The sequence below is a fragment of the Rhizobium sp. SYY.PMSO genome (genome assembly GCF_046840415.1).
Classification (GTDB): Bacteria; Pseudomonadota; Alphaproteobacteria; order Rhizobiales; family Rhizobiaceae; genus Rhizobium.
Genome location: NZ_CP177351.1, coordinates 1,102,922 through 1,119,707 on the forward strand (window position 1 = coordinate 1,102,922; position 16,786 = coordinate 1,119,707).

Genomic DNA, 16,786 nt, shown 5'->3' on the forward strand with positions numbered 1-16,786 from the left:
ACATGACTTTAACGCTAAAGACTGTCGCCGCAGAACAAGCCGGGCAACCTTTTCCGTTCATTACGCAATCGCCGCTTCGGTCGAGAAAGCCATATGGCGAGGACGCGAGCATTCTCGAGCCGGCGGGTGTCACCGGCAAATGCGGGACGGCGCAGCCGGAGTGCTTCCACGATTTGAATCTCGATCAAATCGCGGCTGCAATGATGGCTGGACGCGAACGATTCAAACTTGAAGATTTCATCTGGGCAGGGCCGCTGCCGGGCGATACCATCCGTTATCGCCAGGAAGTCGTGAAGGATCTTCAGAACGCCGACGTACTCGCGATAGTGCGAGCCTTCGGCGCGGGCATGAAGGAATTGCGCGAGAAACTCGAGCTTGTCGAGAAGCTTCGATATCAGCAACAAAAGAACGCATGGTTCCTCAAGGCTGCATCTCTCTACCGATCTGTTCTGATCGAACTGGACGCGGCCTTGCGGCCCTTGTCCCTGAAATCCGACGGACTGATCGCCGTACACGGATTTCTTGCGGAGCATATTTCTTCCGATCAGTTTCGGATGCTCTCGAACGAGATCGACCATGCAGCGGCGGGACTGGAAAGCATTCGGTATGTGTTCCAGGTCAAAGACGCCTCAGTCAGCGTCTTTCGTTTCGATGCGGAGGAAGATTACGGAGTCGAGATTGCCCGCGTCTTCCAGCGTTTTCGTACTGGCAACGTCGACCGGCCGAAGTTCGAGATTCCGGACTTCGTCGAGATGGATCATGTCGAGGCCAATATACTCGAAGGGGTTCGCCAGCTTTATCCCGAGACCTTCAATGAACTTCAAGGCTTCTTCGAACGGCACCAGGCTCTTGTTCATCCGACCATCGCCCGGTTTGACCGCGAGCTGCAGTTCTATCTCGGCTATATCGACTATATCGCACCACTGAAGGCCGCCGGTCTTGCCTTCTGCTATCCGCAACTCGACGAAACCGAAACGAAGATTCGCGCTGACAGCACTTTCGATCTTGCGCTCGCAAAAAAACTAGCTGCAGAGGAGCAACCAATCGTAACCAACGATTTTGCACTCGGCGAGGGAGAACGCATCTTCGTTGTGTCCGGACCCAACCAAGGCGGGAAGACCACATTCGCCCGCACCTTCGGGCAGCTCCACTATCTGGCCGGTCTTGGACTGCCGGTGCCGGGAGCACAGGCAAACCTCCTGCTGTTCGATAATCTGTTCACGCATTTCGAGCGGGAGGAGAACATCCATAACCTGCGCGGCAAGCTACAGGACGACCTTTTTCGCATACACGCCATACTGCAGCGTTCCACGAGTCGAAGCATTGTCATCATGAATGAGATTTTCACGTCGACCACGTTGCGCGACGCCCTTTTTCTCGGCACACGCATCCTTCAGAAAATCATCGATCTTGGCTCGCTGGCGGTCTGTGTGACCTTCATCGACGAGCTGTCGCGCCTTGCTCCGGCGACCGTCAGTCTCGTCAGCACCGTCGATCCGGAAAACCCGGCTTCGCGGACGTTCAAGATCGTGCGCAGGGCCGCCGACGGGCGCGCCCATGCGATGGCAATCGCGGAAAAATACCGGCTGACCTCGTCTGCTCTCAATGAAAGGCTGCAATCATGAAAGCCTATCTTCTTCATGCCGACAGGAACTTCGACTTCAGAGCCGACGCTCGCACAAACGCGGATGCACTGACCCAGGACCTGGAACTTGAAACGCTGTTCGACGCGATGGCGGGCAATGATCAGTTCATCGACGGTGTCGTTCGACGTGTATTGCTGACCTCCCTCCAGACCTCTGTGGAGGAGGTGCGATATCGACAGGATATCTTCATGGACTGCCAGGCGTGCAGATCCGCGGTCACGCAATTGTACAAGCTGACGATCGAAACGCTCGAACGGGAAAAGAAGGTTCATTACGGCCTGTTCCGGGATTCGCCTGAAACCGTCCTGAACCGCTCTGTCGAGGTGTTGAACCTGTACGTGGAGATGCAGAGGCGCCTGCGCGCCCTCGTGGACCAACATGGCAACAGTTTCCACTCCGAAGGCTTTCGAGCGATGTTCGCCGTGCTCAGGAAGGAGCTGAACGAGGAATATTTCAAGGTCATCGAAAAACACCTGCAAAGGCTGAAATTCTGGGGAGGCATCCTCATCAGCGCCGAGCTCGGGGACGGCAACAAGGGCAGGAATTATACGCTTCGCGCTCCGCCGCCATCCCGGAACTGGTTTCAGGAAATTATCGACTGGCTGTTCCGGAAGAGACCGGAGAGCTACACGTTCAGCATACATCCCCGCGATGAGGCGGGCTTTCGCGCCCTATCCAGGCTCAGGGACAGCGGCTTGGCGATTGCCGCCCAGGCGGTTGCCGAATCCGCCAGCCATGTGATGAGTTTTTTCACCACATTGCGCGCCGAACTCGCTTTCTACATGGGATGCCTGAACCTTGACGACCGCCTCAAGGAACTCAACTGCCAATACTGCCTGCCGGAGCCGCGCCCGATCAGCGAATATAAATTTTCCTGCCGCGAGCTGTACGACATCTGCCTGGCGCTGCAGATGAAGAAAGCGATTGCAGGAAATACGATCGGCGCCTCGGAAAAGCATCTCACGGTGGTCACAGGGGCAAACCAAGGCGGGAAATCGACCTTCCTGCGAAGTGCGGGACAAGCGCAATTGATGATGCAGGCAGGAATGTTCGTCGCCGCCAGCATCTTCTCCGCGAACATAGTTTCCGGCGTATTCACCCACTACAAGAGAGAGGAGGATTCCAGCATGAGCAGTGGCAAGTTCGATGAGGAACTGAGCCGGATGTCCGCTCTGGTCGATCAGATCCGACCTCATTCGCTGGTCCTCTTCAACGAATCCTTCGCTTCGACCAACGAGCGCGAGGGCTCGGAGATAGCCAGGCAGATCATCGACGCCCTTCTCAAGCATGATTCAAAGGTCGTCCTGGTCACACACATGTTCGAACTGGCGGAGAGCTTGCGGACCGGTGCGGAACGGCCTGCCATCTTTTTGCGGGCGGAGCGCGATGAAAACGGGCGGCGCGACTTCAGGCTGGTCGAGGGCGTGCCTCTGACCACGAGTTTCGGTGAAGACCTCTATCAAAAGATCTTTGTCGATGAGGCGTCGAAAGCCAACGTTTCTTAGAGCGTTCTCGCGCTTCGAAGGAAAAGACGCTCCAGACGTCGCCGGTATTTTCCGATCGGCTGCGGGTATCGTCCGTCATGTCAGCGTCCGGCAGTTCGCATTCCAGTAGATCATGTGGCCGGCCGGTACGATTGCATTCAACAACTCCATGGCGGCCTCGGCGACCTCCGGCGTGTCGAAGAACTCGATGACAAGCGGAAGATCCACGGTGATGCGCAATGCGTCTGCCGCGTGAACCGCCCCGCTGGCGCCGAAGCCGACGATCCCCCGGAATACCGTCACGCCCCTGACGCGCTGCTGGTCATGAAGGAGACTGACGATCTCGTCCATCAGGTTGGTACGGCGGCCGTGCTCGGTCTCGTGGATGTAAATGCGCACGATCATCACTTCGTTGCTCATGGCGCAATCCTCATACGTTACGTGCCAGGTAGGCTCCGGCGAACGCCGCAAAGAACCCGAACACGAGGGACAAAAAGACATAAAGAACGGCCTTGGGATTGCTGCCCCCTTCGACCAGAAGAAGCGTTTCCATCTCGAAGGTCGAAAAAGTGGTGAAGCCCCCGATAAAGCCGGTGAGAATACCTGCTCGCAACGCTGGCGATATCGTCTGACGTTCGAGCGTCTCTATGAAGAGAAATCCCATCAGGAAGCAGCCCAGCACATTGATGCAGAGCGTGGCGTAGGGGAAATCCCGTCCATAGATGGTCTGGATCAGATTTGTCATCGCATAGCGGCCCCAGCATCCGAACACTCCTCCGATCGCGATTGCAACATAGGTCCACATGAGCGGCCTTCGGCTTAAACAAGCACAAGCGCGAGGATCAGCACCAGCAGGCCGCCGATCAGCGCAAGATAGAAGTTGAGATGACCCGACTGCAATCGCGCGATCCTGTCAGCGATCCGGCGCACGATCCGCACCGCAGGCGCGAACAAATACGGCCCGAAAATCGGCGCTACCATGTGATTGAATGTGAGACGGCGCACGACGTACCGATTGCCGACCGTTTCACGCGCCATCGTCGACGTTGGACGATAGACGAAAGCATAGAAGACGCGCAGCGCATTTGAGAAGGCAAGGGCCGTCGTGGTCGACTTGACCGGATCCTGCCGCCCGCCGCCATACCAGACGGGTGCCCGGCGGATCGGCTGCCGCTTCAGGAAAACAAGCAGGGCTGCCGGAACGATGGCAAGGCATGGGAACGCAACGAAAAGCAGCGTCGGCGAAATAAATGCAAACGACCGGTCCGGCGCGATCGGCGTGCCGGTCCCGGGGACAAGAATTAGCCCTACCCTCATTTCGGCGGGCGTATGCACCGCGAACTGTTGATACGTTGCCTGATCCAGCGCCTGTATCCAGAGCGGCATGCCGATCACGAACAACAGCAATCCCAATGCAATCAAGCCGACAGCTATGGTTTCCCGGACAGGTTTTATCGCGCCCGTCCGTCCGTTGTGGCCGAGAAGCCCGATTCCGAAGACCTTCACAAATGTCGCAAAGGCGACCGCGACCGAAAGCGCCAGCCCGGCGCCTGCAATCGCCAGAGTGAGCCGGTCGGAAAGGCTGCCAAGATGGAACCCCTGGAAAATGGATTGGAACACATACCATTCGCTGACGAAGCCTGCCTGCGGCGGCATGGCGGACAGGCTCATGGCGGCGATCAATGCGCCCGCTCCCAATGGCCATGCGCTGCCTTTCAGAAGTCCGCTCTGCCTGACGAGGTAGCTTCCGTCATGACGATACACCGCATCCGCGACGAGGAACATGGTGCCTTTCGCCAGCGAATGGCCTGCAAGATGAATGAGCGCTACGGTCCATGCAAGCGATGCCAGCGCGGTTTGGCCGCCCGCCCGGAACAGAATTGAGGTTCCGAGGCAGACCACTGCGATCGCCGCGTTCTCCACCGACGAGAAACTCAGGAGCGCCCGCCAGTCCTCCTGCTGGAACGCATAGAGGATTGCGAGGACGGCTGTCAGAGTTCCCCAGGCGACGATTATGATACCCTGTCCCGAGTTCGGATGCGGCAGCCATTCCACCAGCGATTGGCTCAGCGCGAAATAAGCGGCGTTCAACACGACGCCCGACATGATAACGCCGGTGGCGCCGCTGGCCGAAGCATAGGCTCCGGGATACCACTCGTAGAAGGGCAGCAGCCCCAGCTTGGCTCCGAAGCCCAGGAGCAGCAGCATCGTGAGCGCAAACCGCCAGTGTGCCGACAAATCCTGGGCAACCGATGGAAAGCGGCCAAAATCGAGTCCGCTTGCCAGGCCACCCAGCACGAGTATGGCAAGGAGCAACAGAATGAGGCCGGTCTCCAGCAGAGCGAGCATGAATAACACCGGCCGGCCGCTTCCCTGATTTTCGCTGAGGATCATGGCCGCGCCGCCAAAACTCATGGCCTCCCAAGCGATCAGAAATGCCGCGCCCTCGGAAAATCCGGATACACCCAGCGCTCCGAGCAGGCTGAGCGCCGCCCCGAGGGCCCATCCCGCTTCACTTCGCTTGCGCGGGGCCGCGAGGCCGCAGGCAAACAGAGCCGGAAAAAGGCCGAAGCCCAGAAGCCAGAGCGCCTCCGGCTTCAATTGGAAATTGACGGCTTCTCCTGCCATGCCAACCGGCAGGGCGACGTTGTCCAGCCCATCCGGCAATCCGCTCAATGCTGCGGCTATCGTCAACAGGCACCCAAGGCACAGGAGCGTCCCGAGAGCCAGTTTCAACCGCAAGAAGGCAAGAGCCACGACAACAAGCCAGCATGCGGCGCCGGCGCCAACCAACAGATTAGCCATGGCGCATCCTTCCTCCGACCACTTTTTGCGGCATCCGGTTCAGAAACATCAAAAGCGCTTCGATGATCGCAGCAGGGTTCGGCGGACAGCCAGGAAGATAGAGATCGACCGGCAGGGTACCTTCGAGCCCCGCCTGGCACGCATAGCCATCTCTCGCGATGCCGCCGGATACCGCGCAGGTTCCGACCGCCATCACGAATTTCGGGCTTGGCATTGCCTCGTACGTGGTGCGCAGGGGCTCGAGCATAGCGTTGGTCACCGGCCCGGTCACGAGCAGAAGATCCGCAAACCGTGGCGAGGCCGTGAAGAAGATGCCGAGACGATGAAGATTGTAGTAAGGGTTGTTCAACGCCTGAAGCTCCGACTCGCAACCATTGCAGGATCCTGCATCGACATGCCGAATATGCAGGCTGCGACGGAACTGCGGCTTCTCGGTCTGCGCCGGCAGACTTGACGCGTTCTTGCGCCAGACGAGATCGTCGCGTGCGGTCACTCCAAAAGCCCAGTCCGGAGATGCTTCCATGGCACCTGTCGGGCAGGCTTCGGTGCAGAGCTGGCAAACGACACATCGGCCATAGTCCACATGGATCGTCCCCTCGCCGTTCGGGGCGTCGTCCGGGCCTCGCATCGTAATCGCCTGCGTAGGACAGCTATCGGCGCAGGCGGTGCAGTCGCTCCGGCACAATTCCGGGCGGTAACGAGGCATTCCGAGCACGCCGTCCTGGCCGTCCGATCCGTCAGCAGATGGCCAGCGGGTGGTAGCCATGCCATGCTTCAGTCCGAACAGCGTCCAAAGCGCCATCATGCCCTCCTATCTGTCGCATCCTGCGATCGTAAGACCGAAACTCGCTTCGTTGATCGCGTAGTCCATCATGTTGCTGTCGTGGACGGTGAATGGAAAAACCCGCCAGTTCGAGAAAGACGGCGACTTGATCTTCACGCGCCCAAGTCGGCCGTGTTCATCGATATGCACCGCATAAAACAAGGTTCCCCGCGGCGATTCCGCCCAGCCCAGTCCGAACGTGTCGGCCGCGGGCACGCAATTGGAATGAACAGGCCCCTCCTTCAGGAGAAGAAGAATGCGCTGGATCATCACGATGCTGGCGTCGAGCTCAGCGACCCGAACCTTAAATCGGGCATGGGCATCGCCTGCGGTCTGTATAGGTACGGTCAGCGGCACCGTGTCGTAGGCAGCGTAACAATGATCCCGCCGCAAGTCCCGATCGAGACCGGAAGCCCGTTCCACCGGTCCGGTCGCGCCCTGATCGAATGCGACCTTGCGCTGAAGGACGCCGTTCGTAAACAGACGGTCGAGAAAGCTGTCCGTGCTCTCAAGCAGCTCGATATAGCGCGCCGCTGCCTTTCGCAGCCCTTCGAGCTTCGACGCCAGCCAACCTTCCGGATAAAGATCCCGCCGCAATCCGCCCGGCACCAGCACGCTGCGCAGAAAACGACTACCGGTCAGTTGCGCATTGAGCTGCTTGGTTTGTTCCTCAAGCAGACGGCCTTCGGCCTGCCCCACCTTGAGGGTCGTGGCATCGGCGAGATTTCCGAGATAGTGCAAATGATTGTAGACGCGCTCCATCTCGGCCAGCAGCACGCGAAGGCATCGGCCGCGCATCGGCACCTCACAGCCGGCGGCAGCTTCGACTGCCTGGCAGTATGCGAGCGCATGGGCAATCGTACCGACGCCGGAAACACGCTCCGCCATTACGGCACCCGCTTGTATCGTCAATCCTTCGAAGCGTTTCTCCATGCCACGATGCTTGAAGAAGAGCTGCGGATGGTAATGCAAGATCTGTTCTCCCACGTAGAAGAACAGGAACTCCGCGGATTCGACCACGTCGGCCCGCACCGGACCAAATGGCAGGCGCTGGACATCCGAGCCTGCGCCCTCCAAAAGCGGCAATTTATGCCCCTCCTGCCGGCTGGCATCACCGCCCTTTGGAACCGCATCGGGATTGAATGGCGCCACGATAGACGGCACATTCTCGAACAGAAGGGAGCGCCGATCCGGGTGATCGGCGAATTCGATGCCGAAAAGATCGGAAATCTCGTTTTCGTACCAGCTCATCATCGGAAACATGCGGGACAGGCTCGGAATCGGTTTGTCTTCCACCGGACATTTCCAGATCGTGAACGGTTTTCCCTTGCCGTCGCCGACCAGGTATCGCAGTTCGATCTGACCTTGCCTGACCCTCCGGGCATAGGCCATCTGCATGCGGCCTTCGCTGGACTTCAGCTCATCGGCTGCGTCCACGAGGCCTGCCGCATCGATGCACAGCTCCTGCACCGTGACGGCCGCCTTTTCCCGAACGGCATGGCCTGAGATGTCCATGGCTTCGTCCCGCTTCCTCATGGCAGCGTTCCCGTCAGCGCTTGCGATACCGTCGCAAAATAGGTCCAGAAGGATTGCGGCCACCAAAGGCCGAAAGCGAGCAGCGGCAGAAAAGCCAGCCACATCGGCGCGATGCACCATGCGTCCAGCGCGACAGGCGGAGCGGCATTGCCGCTACCTGGCTCGAAGTACATGCTGCGGAAGTGGTTGATGAAGCCGACGAAGATGATGATCATCATGATCAGAACGGCGTAGACGACGATATGATAAGAAGCGGAAAGCCCTGCCCGGATGATGACGAGCTCGCTCAGGAACAGGCCGAACGGCGGCGCGCCGGTAATTGCGGCCGCCCCCGCCAGCCAAAGTGCGGCTTGGGCCGGAAGACGATCGGTAACCCGGGAAATCCCGCCAATGTCCTTGCGGCCATAGGCGCGCATCGCATTGCCGGCCCCGAAGAACATCAGCGATTTGTTCAGCGAGTGGTTGAGCATGTGATACAGCGCCCCGGCAATGCCGAGCGGACCGCCAAAGCCGAAACCGAGCGCCATGATCCCCATGTGTTCGACGCTCGAATAGGCCATCAGGCGCTTAATACCGCGCTGCCGGACGATGAAGAATGCGCCGACGAATACGGAAAGGAGCCCCAGGCCGACCATGGCATTCCGTGGCAATGCTCCGATTTGCGAGGCGTCCATGATGGACAGGAAGCGGACAATTCCGAGCATCGCGGTATTGAGAAGCGCGCCGGACAGCATGGCCGAAACCGGTGCCGGGCTCTCGCTGTGGGCATCGGGCAGCCAGGTGTGCATCGGTGCCAGGCCAACTTTCGTGCCGTAGCCGACCAGAGCGAGCAGGAACGAAAGGGTTAGAATGGCCGGATTGATTTTCGGCGCGATGCCTTTGAGTGTGCCCCAGGTCAGATCGTAGGTCGGGCCGAGGACGAAGCTGCCGCCCCAATAGAGGATCACCGTCCCAAGCAAGCCGATGCTGATGCCGCCCGACACGACGATTATGTATTTCCACGCGGCTTCGATGCTGCTCGCCTCGCGCTCGAACGCAACCAGGAAGGTGCTGACAAGCGTGGTCAGTTCGATCGCGACCCAGTAAAGCCCGGCATTGTTCATCAGCGGACCGGCAAGAATGGTGAATGCGAACAGGGAAAACAGCGCGTAAAACCCCGGCAGGCGCGGCTCTTCGTCGAGCAGGCGCATGTAGCCGACCGCATAGATCGACGCCAGGACATAGACGATCGCGGCGCAGAGAATGACCCAGGCCCCGATCATGTCGATGAATACGTATCCGCCGAGAAATAGCGTCTCCCTGTTTCCGGCGAGAATTACCAGGCCGATGGAAACAAGGAACGAAATCACGCCGGCCGCGAGATTCAAAGCCTCCGCCGCTCTTGCCCGCCTGAAGACAATCGAGCCTGCAGACGCCAGCGCCGGGGCGCCCAGGAGAATGAGAATGAGGATCCCGATCATCGCTATCCCACCAATCTCTTCAGCTTGAAGCTGCTCGTGCTTCCAACGCGTGTAATCAGATAACGGACGAGAACGCCAAAGCACGCCACCACGATCAAAAGGTCGAAAAGGATGACGAGCTCGATGAGAAGAGGCATACCGGGAACAAGAATCTGTGCTCCGAGAAAAATGCCGTTTTCCAATACGAGCAGACCGAAGACGTGGCTGATCGCTTCATGGCGGACGGCAAGCATGAGAAAGCCGATCAGCTTCATCGACAGCATCACGGTGAGGGCAAGGACCGCGACCGTTCCCGTCAACCCGAGTTCCTCGCCGATTCGGTAGGCAACGATAAGACTGAAGACGACGCCACAGGCGCCGACGACGAGACTTGTGCTCGGGCGCAATATTTCATGAAGTTCCCGATCGACGTTCAGGCGCTGGATGATGCGCCACAGAAGATAGGGAAGCAACAAGCCCCTGAAGAGAGCCGTCAGTACGGCGACAAGATAAAGCTCCGGAAATCCGGCATAATAACCCACCGACGCGGACAGAGCGGCAATGACCCAGCATTCGGCGGCGAAGGCATATAGATAGTTGTCAAGCCATCGCGATCCGAGCATGACGAACGCCAGCAGCAAACTGACAATCGTAAGGAGACTGAATACAGAGGCCGCCAAGGGACTGAGTTGTGCCATCAACATGGGCCTACCCCAATTGTGTACTGATGATCGAGAGAACGGCAAGCAGAAATGAGGCGGCAAGCGGCTCCTGATATCGATAGAAACGCAGGCGAGACTGCGCCGTTTCCACAAAGACAACGGCGATGGCCACGACGATGAACTTGACGAGCAGCGCGCCAAGAGACCCGAGAATACCGACCGTTTCGCCCTTGGCAGACAAGCCCCATGGCAGAAACAGGACGTTGCAGAAAATCGTGTAAAGAATGAACTGCTTCATCATCGAGGCCCATTTCAAGAGGCCAAGCAACGGGCCCGAATATTCGAGGATTCTCGCCTCGTCGATCATGTAGACTTCGATATGGGTGCTCGAATGGATCGGCATGCGATCTGTCTCGACGAGAAGAAGCACAAAGAAGGCCGCAATCAGGAAAAGATGGGCCGGACTCCAGTAGACGGCGGGATTCTCGACAAGCAGATGATTGACGACAAATGGTATCATGGCCTTGGCAAGAAGCGTTATTCCGACGAATACGAGGATGAGTGTCGGCTCTGCCAGGATCGATAGCATGACGGCACGGCTCGATCCGATTCCGCCATAGGCGCTGCCGCTGTCCAGGCCGGCCAGAGTAATCATGAAAGACCCCAGGGTCAGGATCAATCCGCCCCCCAGTATGTCGGCCATGTCGGAATAAGGCAGTGGAAAGTCCGTGAGGACGGGAATGAGCATCGGCACCGTCAGCATGCAGGTGAAGGCAATGACGGGCGCCAGCCAGAATATCCAAGAACTGGATTCCGGAACGACTATCTCTTTGCTGAAAAGCTTCCTTAGATCGCGATAAGGCTGAAAGATGCCGGGGCCTTGAGCCCGTTGAACGCGTTCTTCGAATTGCAGGATAATCCCCTGCAGCAGCGGCGCAAAGATCAGGACGGAAACGATCTGCGCGGCCTGTAGAAAGAGTTCGCGACCCGACATCACTGGCCTCCGCAATCAATTGCGGTGCTGCCAACGCCGAATGCTTGCGTCGAAACCTGCGGGAAGGGGAAATATACTTTTCTCATACAACTCCTCCTCGCCGACTACGGCACAAGAAGGAGTCATCAGCCCTGGGGGCGGTTAAAAGGCGAACTCCATCGCCTGCGTGGATGATACCACTCTTACGTTCATGGTCAACGTCGAGGCGTCGGTAAATGTTCCTTCAACGCACTCGGGCCGATATGCGCCGAATGATACCGCTGGAAGGCTGCGCTGACGAGATCGCAAAACCTTCAGAGTGGCCTAGTGATGCATGAAGATGGGCAGCGAGGTTGCCCGCAGGAGGTCTTCGGTTACACCGCCAAATATCCATTCTATCACTTCGCCATATCGAAATGCTCCGGTTACAAGCAGATCTGCATTCACTATCCGCGCCTCGTGCAAGATCTGCAGCCCGACCGACGTGTCGGTTCGCATGTCGATGCTGCGGGATTCGCATCGAAGCCCCTTTGCCTCGAAGAAATCTTCAGCCGTCTTCAGCTCACTCCTTCCATACCGCCCGACACTGAGAATGACGATGCGGTCCGCCTTCATCAGCCAGGGAACGGCGGCTTCAAGCGCACGCCGGGTCGGCGCCGTGTCCCGCCATCCGACAAGGATGCGGCGGAAAGGCTGCGCGCGATAAGATCTTGGGACCAGCAGGAGCGGTCTGTGCGTATCGAAAATGCAGGCATGGAACGCTTTTCGTGTGTGGCCGCCCGCGACGGTTTCAGGATTGACGATGACGTTCAGCATGGAACGCGATCCCAATGCTTTCACCAAGGCCACTTCGCCACCTTCGACATCGAGCCAGCGGGCAGGAGAATGAGGTCGCGCTGTTCTCACCCATTCGAGGAAGATATCGTGGAGTATCTGTCCTTCCCGCGCGGCCTGAAGCTCCATTGCCCGGATCTGTTCGGATGTAAGCACCTCTTCCGTCGGCATGATATCGTCGAACGGATCGACGCGGACGTGGAGGGCGACGAGCGTTGAACCGGATATTGCGCTGCAGGCAACGAGCGCGGCATCGAGGCATGTGCGCGCATCCGGCACTTCTGCAAGAATGGTCAGCACGGCCTTGTCGCCGAGGTCATCTTCCGTGCTCATTGCACGACTCCCGACATCGGAAACAAGGATTCCTTGAGCGAAATTTTAGATACAACGAGGAATAGATGTCGGACTCCCTGCCTCCAGAACATATCTTCTGGCTCTTAGAAGAATAGGCAGGAGTCATCAGCCGGTCGGCGGTTTTATTGGGAGACTCCATTCCCAAATATCGCATCGGATTATGCTGTTTGCCCCCGCCGAAGTCAATCGGCTGCCACACCGGCCGCGCAAGCGGGATCGCCGGTGACGACGCGGAAGCGATGGCGGCAGGCATCGATTGCGAGTTGGACCATACCCCGCAGAAAGCCGCGCGGCAGGACAGGCGGCACGCCGCCGCCCGCCGATTGACACACAATAAGCAACGCCCATCACGCCTGCGGACGGATACTTCAATGAAGGCTCTGGTGATACACTCGCAATATCTTGGTTGTGATCAAGCCACGCCCTTGCCGCCCGTGACGCCATAGACTTCGCCGTTGATGAAGCTGGCGTCCTGCGAAGCCAGCAGCACGAAAACGGGCGCCAGCTCGACCGGTTGACCGGGGCGACCGAAGTCGCTGTCCTTGCCAAAATTCTCGACCTTTTCATCCGGTTGTCCGCCGCTCGGCTGCAGTACAGTCCAGACGGGTCCGGGCGCCACGACATTGGCACGAATGCCTCGCTCGATCAGCTGCTTGGCGAGCGCCTTGGTATAGGCGACGATGCCGGCCTTGGTGGTTGCGTAGTCGAGGAGGATCGGAGACGGCTGGTAGGCCTGGATGGAGGCGGTGGTAATGACCGCCGACCCAGCCGGCATGTGCGGCACCGCAGCCTTTACGATCCAGTGCAGCGCATAGAGATTGGTCTTCATGGTCTTGTCGAAGTCTTCCGTCGAAAGCTCCTCGATTTTCTCGCGATATTGTTGCCGGCCGGCGTTGACGACGAGAATGTCAAGTCCACCGAGCTCGGAAACAGCCTTCTCGACCAGCTCCGCGCACCAGTCCTCCTCCTTGATGTCGCCAGGCAAGGCAACAGCCTTGCGGCCCTCTGCTTCGATCAACGCGATAACCTCCCTGGCATCCGGCGCTTCCTCGGAAAGGTACGAAATGGCGACATCCGCCCCCTCTCGGGCAAAGGCTATCGCTGCGGCGCGACCGATACCGGAATCGCCGCCTGTCACCAGAGCCTTGCGGCCCTTCAGCTTTCCGGAGCCACGATAGCTTTCCTCCCCGTGATCCGGGCTGGGATCCATCTTGCCGGCAAGGCCCGGCGCTGGCTGGGGCTGTTCGGGAAAAGGCGGTGCGGGATAAAGGTGACGAGGGTCGTTCAGGAGCGCGTTGTTTGTCATGATAACACCGGATCGCTGTTGGGGTTGGTTGATGCTGGGCATGTCGGCGAACGTCCGTCATGGAGGTTTGTTCCTGCAGGCCGTGAACTTGGAACAAACTTGCCGGGCATCCGTTCGATCTGCTCAATGTCAAAGGAGGACATGCGATGCCCCGTGGTGATAAATCCAAGTACACCGACAAGCAGGAACGCAAGGCCGATCATATCGCCGAGAGCTATGAGGATCGCGGCGTCTCCGAGAAGGAGGCGGAGCGTCGTGCCTGGGCGACCGTCAACAAGGACGATGGCGGCGGCAAGAAAGCAGGCGGCTCCGGTCAGGGAAAGGATACAGGCCATCCCGCCGCTCACAAGGGCGGCAGGAAAGGCGGCAAGGCCGCTGCGTCACGGACGGCTGCGGAGCGCTCGGCCTCAGCCAAGAAAGCGGCAGCGACCCGCAAACGGAACGCGGAGCACCGTGCGCACCACTAAGCACTTCCAGGAGGATTGCGTAACGGTTTCCGTCCGCATTTGCGTAAAAATAAAGAGATAGAGCGGTTCGGCGATTCCGTGAAACGAGGAACCGCTCCAGCATTTTTCCTTTTCTCCGCGCTTCCTCGGGAAGGATCGCGGCACCCGCCTAAAACGTCGCCGGGTTTGTTCCGCTTGAATCGGAATTAATGTATCTGTTTGGGTGATGAGACTGGCGGGGCAACGACGACCACTGGAGTGAAGGTATGAAAAACAAGCTGAGCGTTATCATCGGCAGCACGAGACCGGGGCGTGCCGGGGTGCCGGTCGCCAAATGGGTTTACAGCGAGGCCGTCTCGCACGGGGCCTTCGATGTCGAGCTCCTGGACCTTGCCGAATTCGGTCTGCCGCTGCTCGACGAGCCGAAGCACCCTCGCTTGCAGCAATACGAGCACGAGCACACCAAGCGCTGGAGCAAGGCAATCGGCGCGGCGGATGCCTTCCTCTTCGTCACGCCCGAATATGACTATTTCACCTCGGCGGCTCTTGTGAACGCTTTGCAGTTCCTCTCGATCGAGTGGCGCTACAAGGTCGCCGGCGTCGTCAGTTACGGCGGGATATCCGGTGGGCTCCGCGCCAGCCAGGAATTGCGCCAGCTGATCGGCAATCTCAACATGATGGCGATTCCGCAAACCGTGCCGGTGCCCTTCTTCACCAAGTTCATCAGCGACGAAAAGATATTTGCCCCCGAGCCACCGGTCAAAGAGGGCCTGACGCTGGCGCTCGACGAGTTGACGAAATGGAGCGGGGCGTTGAAATCGTTAAGGACGGAATGACCTTCGTCCGACCATCCGTTAAATAGCGGCCGAAGGATATGGCGGCCTCGCAAACGCTGCCGGTGCCTTGTCGCGACCGACCGGCAGTTCGAGCCACCTCGGAGTGGCTCCATTGCGACATCCAAGATATTCCATCATGACGCGGACGCTCACGCGGCGGCCAGCATCTCATGCATGGACCTGATGAGCCGTCGCGGATCATAAGGCTTCGAGAAAAAGCGGCTTTCAGACGGAAGCTCGTCCATCGATACCTGTCGATATCCTGAGACGACGATGATCTTCAAGGGAGGCCACTTGTCGCGGACATAGGCGGCAAGCCTTATGCCATCCATTCCGCCTGGCATGTCGACATCGGTCATCACGAGCCGGATCTCGCCATGCTCGACGAGAATGTCAATGGCTGCCTGCGCGTTTGCCGCGTCGAATACGATGAACCCCGCATCCTCCAGATTGTCGACCAGATCCATGCGCAGTAGCGGCTCGTCTTCGACGACGAGGACCGGAATATTCTTCTTTGTGCTGCTGCTCATGCCATCCTTCCTATCCATGTCGAGCGGGTCAGGCTAAAACTTATGCTTCAACGGAAGGTTCCCACCAAGGCCGCAAAGACGTCAGAGCCTCAGCTTCCTTTTCCGCCAAACATAAGATCAGCTCTCACGCTTGGGTGCATCCCGCGCATGATCCTCCCCCAGTTCGCCTTGCCCACTGTGAAGGAGAGCGGTCGCTCTGCGCTTTTCCTCCGGCATGTCACGGCTGAAATGGGCGAGGGCTATCAACGTGGCGAGGTGATGGAGCCTGTCGAAATCGACCACTCCCCTGCGATAGATTTTGATCAACTCCGACGCGAAGGTCTCGCGGCTGAAATCGGTCAGATCGAACCACGGCTGAGCGATGACAACATCGAAAATCTTCTGCAGATCGTCGATTTCCTCGGGCTGAAGAACGCCCTCCGTAAGGTGATGGTAGCGACGCATTACATCCCTCTTGTCAGATGGAATTTTGTTGTTCGCCTTCCTCTTGCGCAAGCAAGAGAAAAAATCGAAGTCTCTTTTGAAAACAGACTATAAAACTGAAGATACATTGCAATAGCATGGAAGCATGCGGCAATCAGATCGAGAGTTCTGATTGCCGCATCCTGAAATCAGACAGCAAGGCAACGGGAAATAGCTGCGGACTACATCTTTCGGCTGTGCCACGCAGATTATGCATGGCACAACTGCGACCATCGCCTCCACAGCCTCCGGTTCATGTCGGAAAATGGTGCGCCTAATCCGTCGGATGCCGATGATTTTTGCGGCCCTGTCGATTGCGGGGGACGGTGGCTGCCTTCTGTGGTCCGGTTCTCACTCGGCTAAAGATCGCCGTGGCCGGTTGTGTCGGCCGGACTTCAGCACTTCATTCAGCGCCGCATCTTTCGATGATCGCCCGCCCCCGCGCATTCGGCGAAAAAATCCGCCTCCGGGGCCCGTCATTGGACCTGGGACGATGCGCCGCCGGTCGTTGGCAGTGCCGGCTCGCCGGGATGGAACTCGAAGGTGAAATAAACGGCGATGAGACAGGCAAGAATGAAAATCGTCGCAACGAAGATCATCATGCCGCGACGCGCTTGCGGTTGACGGTCCATTTGGCCTCCTATCGAGCG

General features: G+C 58.5%; 17 protein-coding genes and 2 riboswitches. Of the genes, 4 read left to right on the top strand and 13 right to left on the bottom strand.

What is annotated here, in order from left to right; all coding sequences use genetic code 11:
- Positions 1–2 precede the first annotated feature (2 nt).
- Both ACJJVH_RS31745 and ACJJVH_RS31750 read left to right on the top strand, forming a co-directional pair.
- Entirely contained in the window at positions 3–1,625 is a 1,623-nt protein-coding gene (locus tag ACJJVH_RS31745) for a MutS-related protein (protein WP_412066433.1), read from the top strand.
- The gene (locus ACJJVH_RS31750; protein ID WP_412066434.1) at positions 1,622–3,151 is read left to right on the top strand and encodes a MutS-related protein; all 1,530 of its coding nucleotides are present in this window, start codon (positions 1,622–1,624) and stop codon (positions 3,149–3,151) included. The genes ACJJVH_RS31745 and ACJJVH_RS31750 overlap by 4 nt, the downstream gene beginning before the upstream one ends.
- Positions 3,152–3,226: 75 nt before the next feature.
- Here ACJJVH_RS31750 and ACJJVH_RS31755 read toward each other — a convergent pair whose 3' ends face one another.
- The 10 genes from ACJJVH_RS31755 to ACJJVH_RS31800 all read right to left on the bottom strand — a co-directional run bounded on the left by ACJJVH_RS31755 (position 3,227) and on the right by ACJJVH_RS31800 (position 13,862).
- Positions 3,227–3,550: a DUF190 domain-containing protein gene (locus ACJJVH_RS31755; RefSeq protein WP_113436774.1), complete on the bottom strand. Its 324-nt coding sequence runs from the start codon at positions 3,548–3,550 to the stop codon at positions 3,227–3,229.
- Between the two features lie 10 nt (positions 3,551–3,560).
- The gene (crcB, locus tag ACJJVH_RS31760; protein ID WP_112794907.1) at positions 3,561–3,935 is read right to left on the bottom strand and encodes a fluoride efflux transporter CrcB; all 375 of its coding nucleotides are present in this window, start codon (positions 3,933–3,935) and stop codon (positions 3,561–3,563) included.
- 14 nt (positions 3,936–3,949) lie between these two features.
- On the bottom strand, positions 3,950–5,935 hold the full coding sequence (locus ACJJVH_RS31765; protein WP_113436773.1) for a proton-conducting transporter membrane subunit: 1,986 nt from the start codon (positions 5,933–5,935) through the stop codon (positions 3,950–3,952).
- On the bottom strand, positions 5,928–6,737 hold the full coding sequence (gene nuoB / locus ACJJVH_RS31770) for an NADH-quinone oxidoreductase subunit NuoB (protein WP_113436772.1): 810 nt from the start codon (positions 6,735–6,737) through the stop codon (positions 5,928–5,930). Before nuoB ends, ACJJVH_RS31765 begins: the two co-directional genes overlap by 8 nt.
- Before the next feature lie 9 nt (positions 6,738–6,746).
- Complete coding sequence (locus tag ACJJVH_RS31775) at positions 6,747–8,294, bottom strand: NADH-quinone oxidoreductase subunit C (RefSeq protein WP_412066435.1); 1,548 nt, start codon at positions 8,292–8,294, stop codon at positions 6,747–6,749.
- Complete coding sequence (locus tag ACJJVH_RS31780; protein ID WP_113436771.1) at positions 8,291–9,754, bottom strand: proton-conducting transporter membrane subunit; 1,464 nt, start codon at positions 9,752–9,754, stop codon at positions 8,291–8,293. Before ACJJVH_RS31780 ends, ACJJVH_RS31775 begins: the two co-directional genes overlap by 4 nt.
- 2 nt (positions 9,755–9,756) lie before the next feature.
- Positions 9,757–10,431: a hypothetical protein gene (locus tag ACJJVH_RS31785; RefSeq protein ID WP_412066436.1), complete on the bottom strand. Its 675-nt coding sequence runs from the start codon at positions 10,429–10,431 to the stop codon at positions 9,757–9,759.
- Positions 10,432–10,441: 10 nt separating this feature from the next.
- Positions 10,442–11,389: a respiratory chain complex I subunit 1 family protein gene (locus tag ACJJVH_RS31790; RefSeq protein ID WP_412066437.1), complete on the bottom strand. Its 948-nt coding sequence runs from the start codon at positions 11,387–11,389 to the stop codon at positions 10,442–10,444.
- Between the two features lie 109 nt (positions 11,390–11,498).
- Positions 11,499–11,561, bottom strand: a riboswitch (Fluoride riboswitch).
- 131 nt (positions 11,562–11,692) lie between these two features.
- Positions 11,693–12,535 carry a universal stress protein gene (locus tag ACJJVH_RS31795; protein ID WP_112794901.1) on the bottom strand — a complete coding sequence of 281 codons (843 nt, stop codon included), beginning with the start codon at positions 12,533–12,535 and terminating at the stop codon, positions 11,693–11,695.
- A gap of 110 nt (positions 12,536–12,645) precedes the next feature.
- A riboswitch (Fluoride riboswitch) is annotated at positions 12,646–12,708 on the bottom strand.
- A gap of 260 nt (positions 12,709–12,968) precedes the next feature.
- Positions 12,969–13,862 (bottom strand): SDR family oxidoreductase, encoded by an 894-nt coding sequence (locus ACJJVH_RS31800; RefSeq protein ID WP_412066438.1) that lies wholly within the window; start codon positions 13,860–13,862, stop codon positions 12,969–12,971.
- 146 nt (positions 13,863–14,008) lie between these two features.
- Here ACJJVH_RS31800 and ACJJVH_RS31805 point away from each other — a divergent pair, with 146 nt between their 5' ends.
- Entirely contained in the window at positions 14,009–14,329 is a 321-nt protein-coding gene (locus ACJJVH_RS31805) for a plasmid stabilization protein (protein ID WP_113423358.1), read from the top strand.
- 245 nt (positions 14,330–14,574) lie between these two features.
- Positions 14,575–15,144, top strand: coding sequence for an NADPH-dependent FMN reductase (locus ACJJVH_RS31810; protein WP_412066439.1), 570 nt, complete (start codon positions 14,575–14,577; stop codon positions 15,142–15,144).
- Positions 15,145–15,293: 149 nt separating this feature from the next.
- Here the strand turns inward: ACJJVH_RS31810 and ACJJVH_RS31815 are convergent, their stop codons facing one another.
- From ACJJVH_RS31815 to ACJJVH_RS31825, 3 genes are all read right to left on the bottom strand, one after another.
- Complete coding sequence (locus ACJJVH_RS31815) at positions 15,294–15,674, bottom strand: response regulator (RefSeq protein ID WP_112794969.1); 381 nt, start codon at positions 15,672–15,674, stop codon at positions 15,294–15,296.
- A 117-nt stretch (positions 15,675–15,791) separates the two neighbouring features.
- Positions 15,792–16,118: a hypothetical protein gene (locus ACJJVH_RS31820; protein WP_113384515.1), complete on the bottom strand. Its 327-nt coding sequence runs from the start codon at positions 16,116–16,118 to the stop codon at positions 15,792–15,794.
- 494 nt (positions 16,119–16,612) lie between these two features.
- On the bottom strand, positions 16,613–16,768 hold the full coding sequence (locus ACJJVH_RS31825) for a hypothetical protein (protein ID WP_412066440.1): 156 nt from the start codon (positions 16,766–16,768) through the stop codon (positions 16,613–16,615).
- Positions 16,769–16,786 lie beyond the last annotated feature (18 nt).

What these genes read in the sequence shown, in the direction of transcription:
- ACJJVH_RS31745 (WP_412066433.1), top strand. Translation starts at nt 3, where the DNA reads ATGACTTTAACGCTAAAGACTGTCGCCGCAGAACAAGCCGGGCAACCT.
- ACJJVH_RS31750 (WP_412066434.1), top strand. Translation starts at nt 1,622, where the DNA reads ATGAAAGCCTATCTTCTTCATGCCGACAGGAACTTCGACTTCAGAGCC.
- ACJJVH_RS31755 (WP_113436774.1), bottom strand. Translation starts at nt 3,550, where the DNA reads ATGAGCAACGAAGTGATGATCGTGCGCATTTACATCCACGAGACCGAG.
- crcB (WP_112794907.1), bottom strand. Translation starts at nt 3,935, where the DNA reads ATGTGGACCTATGTTGCAATCGCGATCGGAGGAGTGTTCGGATGCTGG.
- ACJJVH_RS31765 (WP_113436773.1), bottom strand. Translation starts at nt 5,935, where the DNA reads ATGGCTAATCTGTTGGTTGGCGCCGGCGCCGCATGCTGGCTTGTTGTC.
- nuoB (WP_113436772.1), bottom strand. Translation starts at nt 6,737, where the DNA reads ATGGCGCTTTGGACGCTGTTCGGACTGAAGCATGGCATGGCTACCACC.
- ACJJVH_RS31775 (WP_412066435.1), bottom strand. Translation starts at nt 8,294, where the DNA reads ATGAGGAAGCGGGACGAAGCCATGGACATCTCAGGCCATGCCGTTCGG.
- ACJJVH_RS31780 (WP_113436771.1), bottom strand. Translation starts at nt 9,754, where the DNA reads ATGATCGGGATCCTCATTCTCATTCTCCTGGGCGCCCCGGCGCTGGCG.
- ACJJVH_RS31785 (WP_412066436.1), bottom strand. Translation starts at nt 10,431, where the DNA reads ATGGCACAACTCAGTCCCTTGGCGGCCTCTGTATTCAGTCTCCTTACG.
- ACJJVH_RS31790 (WP_412066437.1), bottom strand. Translation starts at nt 11,389, where the DNA reads ATGTCGGGTCGCGAACTCTTTCTACAGGCCGCGCAGATCGTTTCCGTC.
- ACJJVH_RS31795 (WP_112794901.1), bottom strand. Translation starts at nt 12,535, where the DNA reads ATGAGCACGGAAGATGACCTCGGCGACAAGGCCGTGCTGACCATTCTT.
- ACJJVH_RS31800 (WP_412066438.1), bottom strand. Translation starts at nt 13,862, where the DNA reads ATGACAAACAACGCGCTCCTGAACGACCCTCGTCACCTTTATCCCGCA.
- ACJJVH_RS31805 (WP_113423358.1), top strand. Translation starts at nt 14,009, where the DNA reads ATGCCCCGTGGTGATAAATCCAAGTACACCGACAAGCAGGAACGCAAG.
- ACJJVH_RS31810 (WP_412066439.1), top strand. Translation starts at nt 14,575, where the DNA reads ATGAAAAACAAGCTGAGCGTTATCATCGGCAGCACGAGACCGGGGCGT.
- ACJJVH_RS31815 (WP_112794969.1), bottom strand. Translation starts at nt 15,674, where the DNA reads ATGAGCAGCAGCACAAAGAAGAATATTCCGGTCCTCGTCGTCGAAGAC.
- ACJJVH_RS31820 (WP_113384515.1), bottom strand. Translation starts at nt 16,118, where the DNA reads ATGCGTCGCTACCATCACCTTACGGAGGGCGTTCTTCAGCCCGAGGAA.
- ACJJVH_RS31825 (WP_412066440.1), bottom strand. Translation starts at nt 16,768, where the DNA reads ATGGACCGTCAACCGCAAGCGCGTCGCGGCATGATGATCTTCGTTGCG.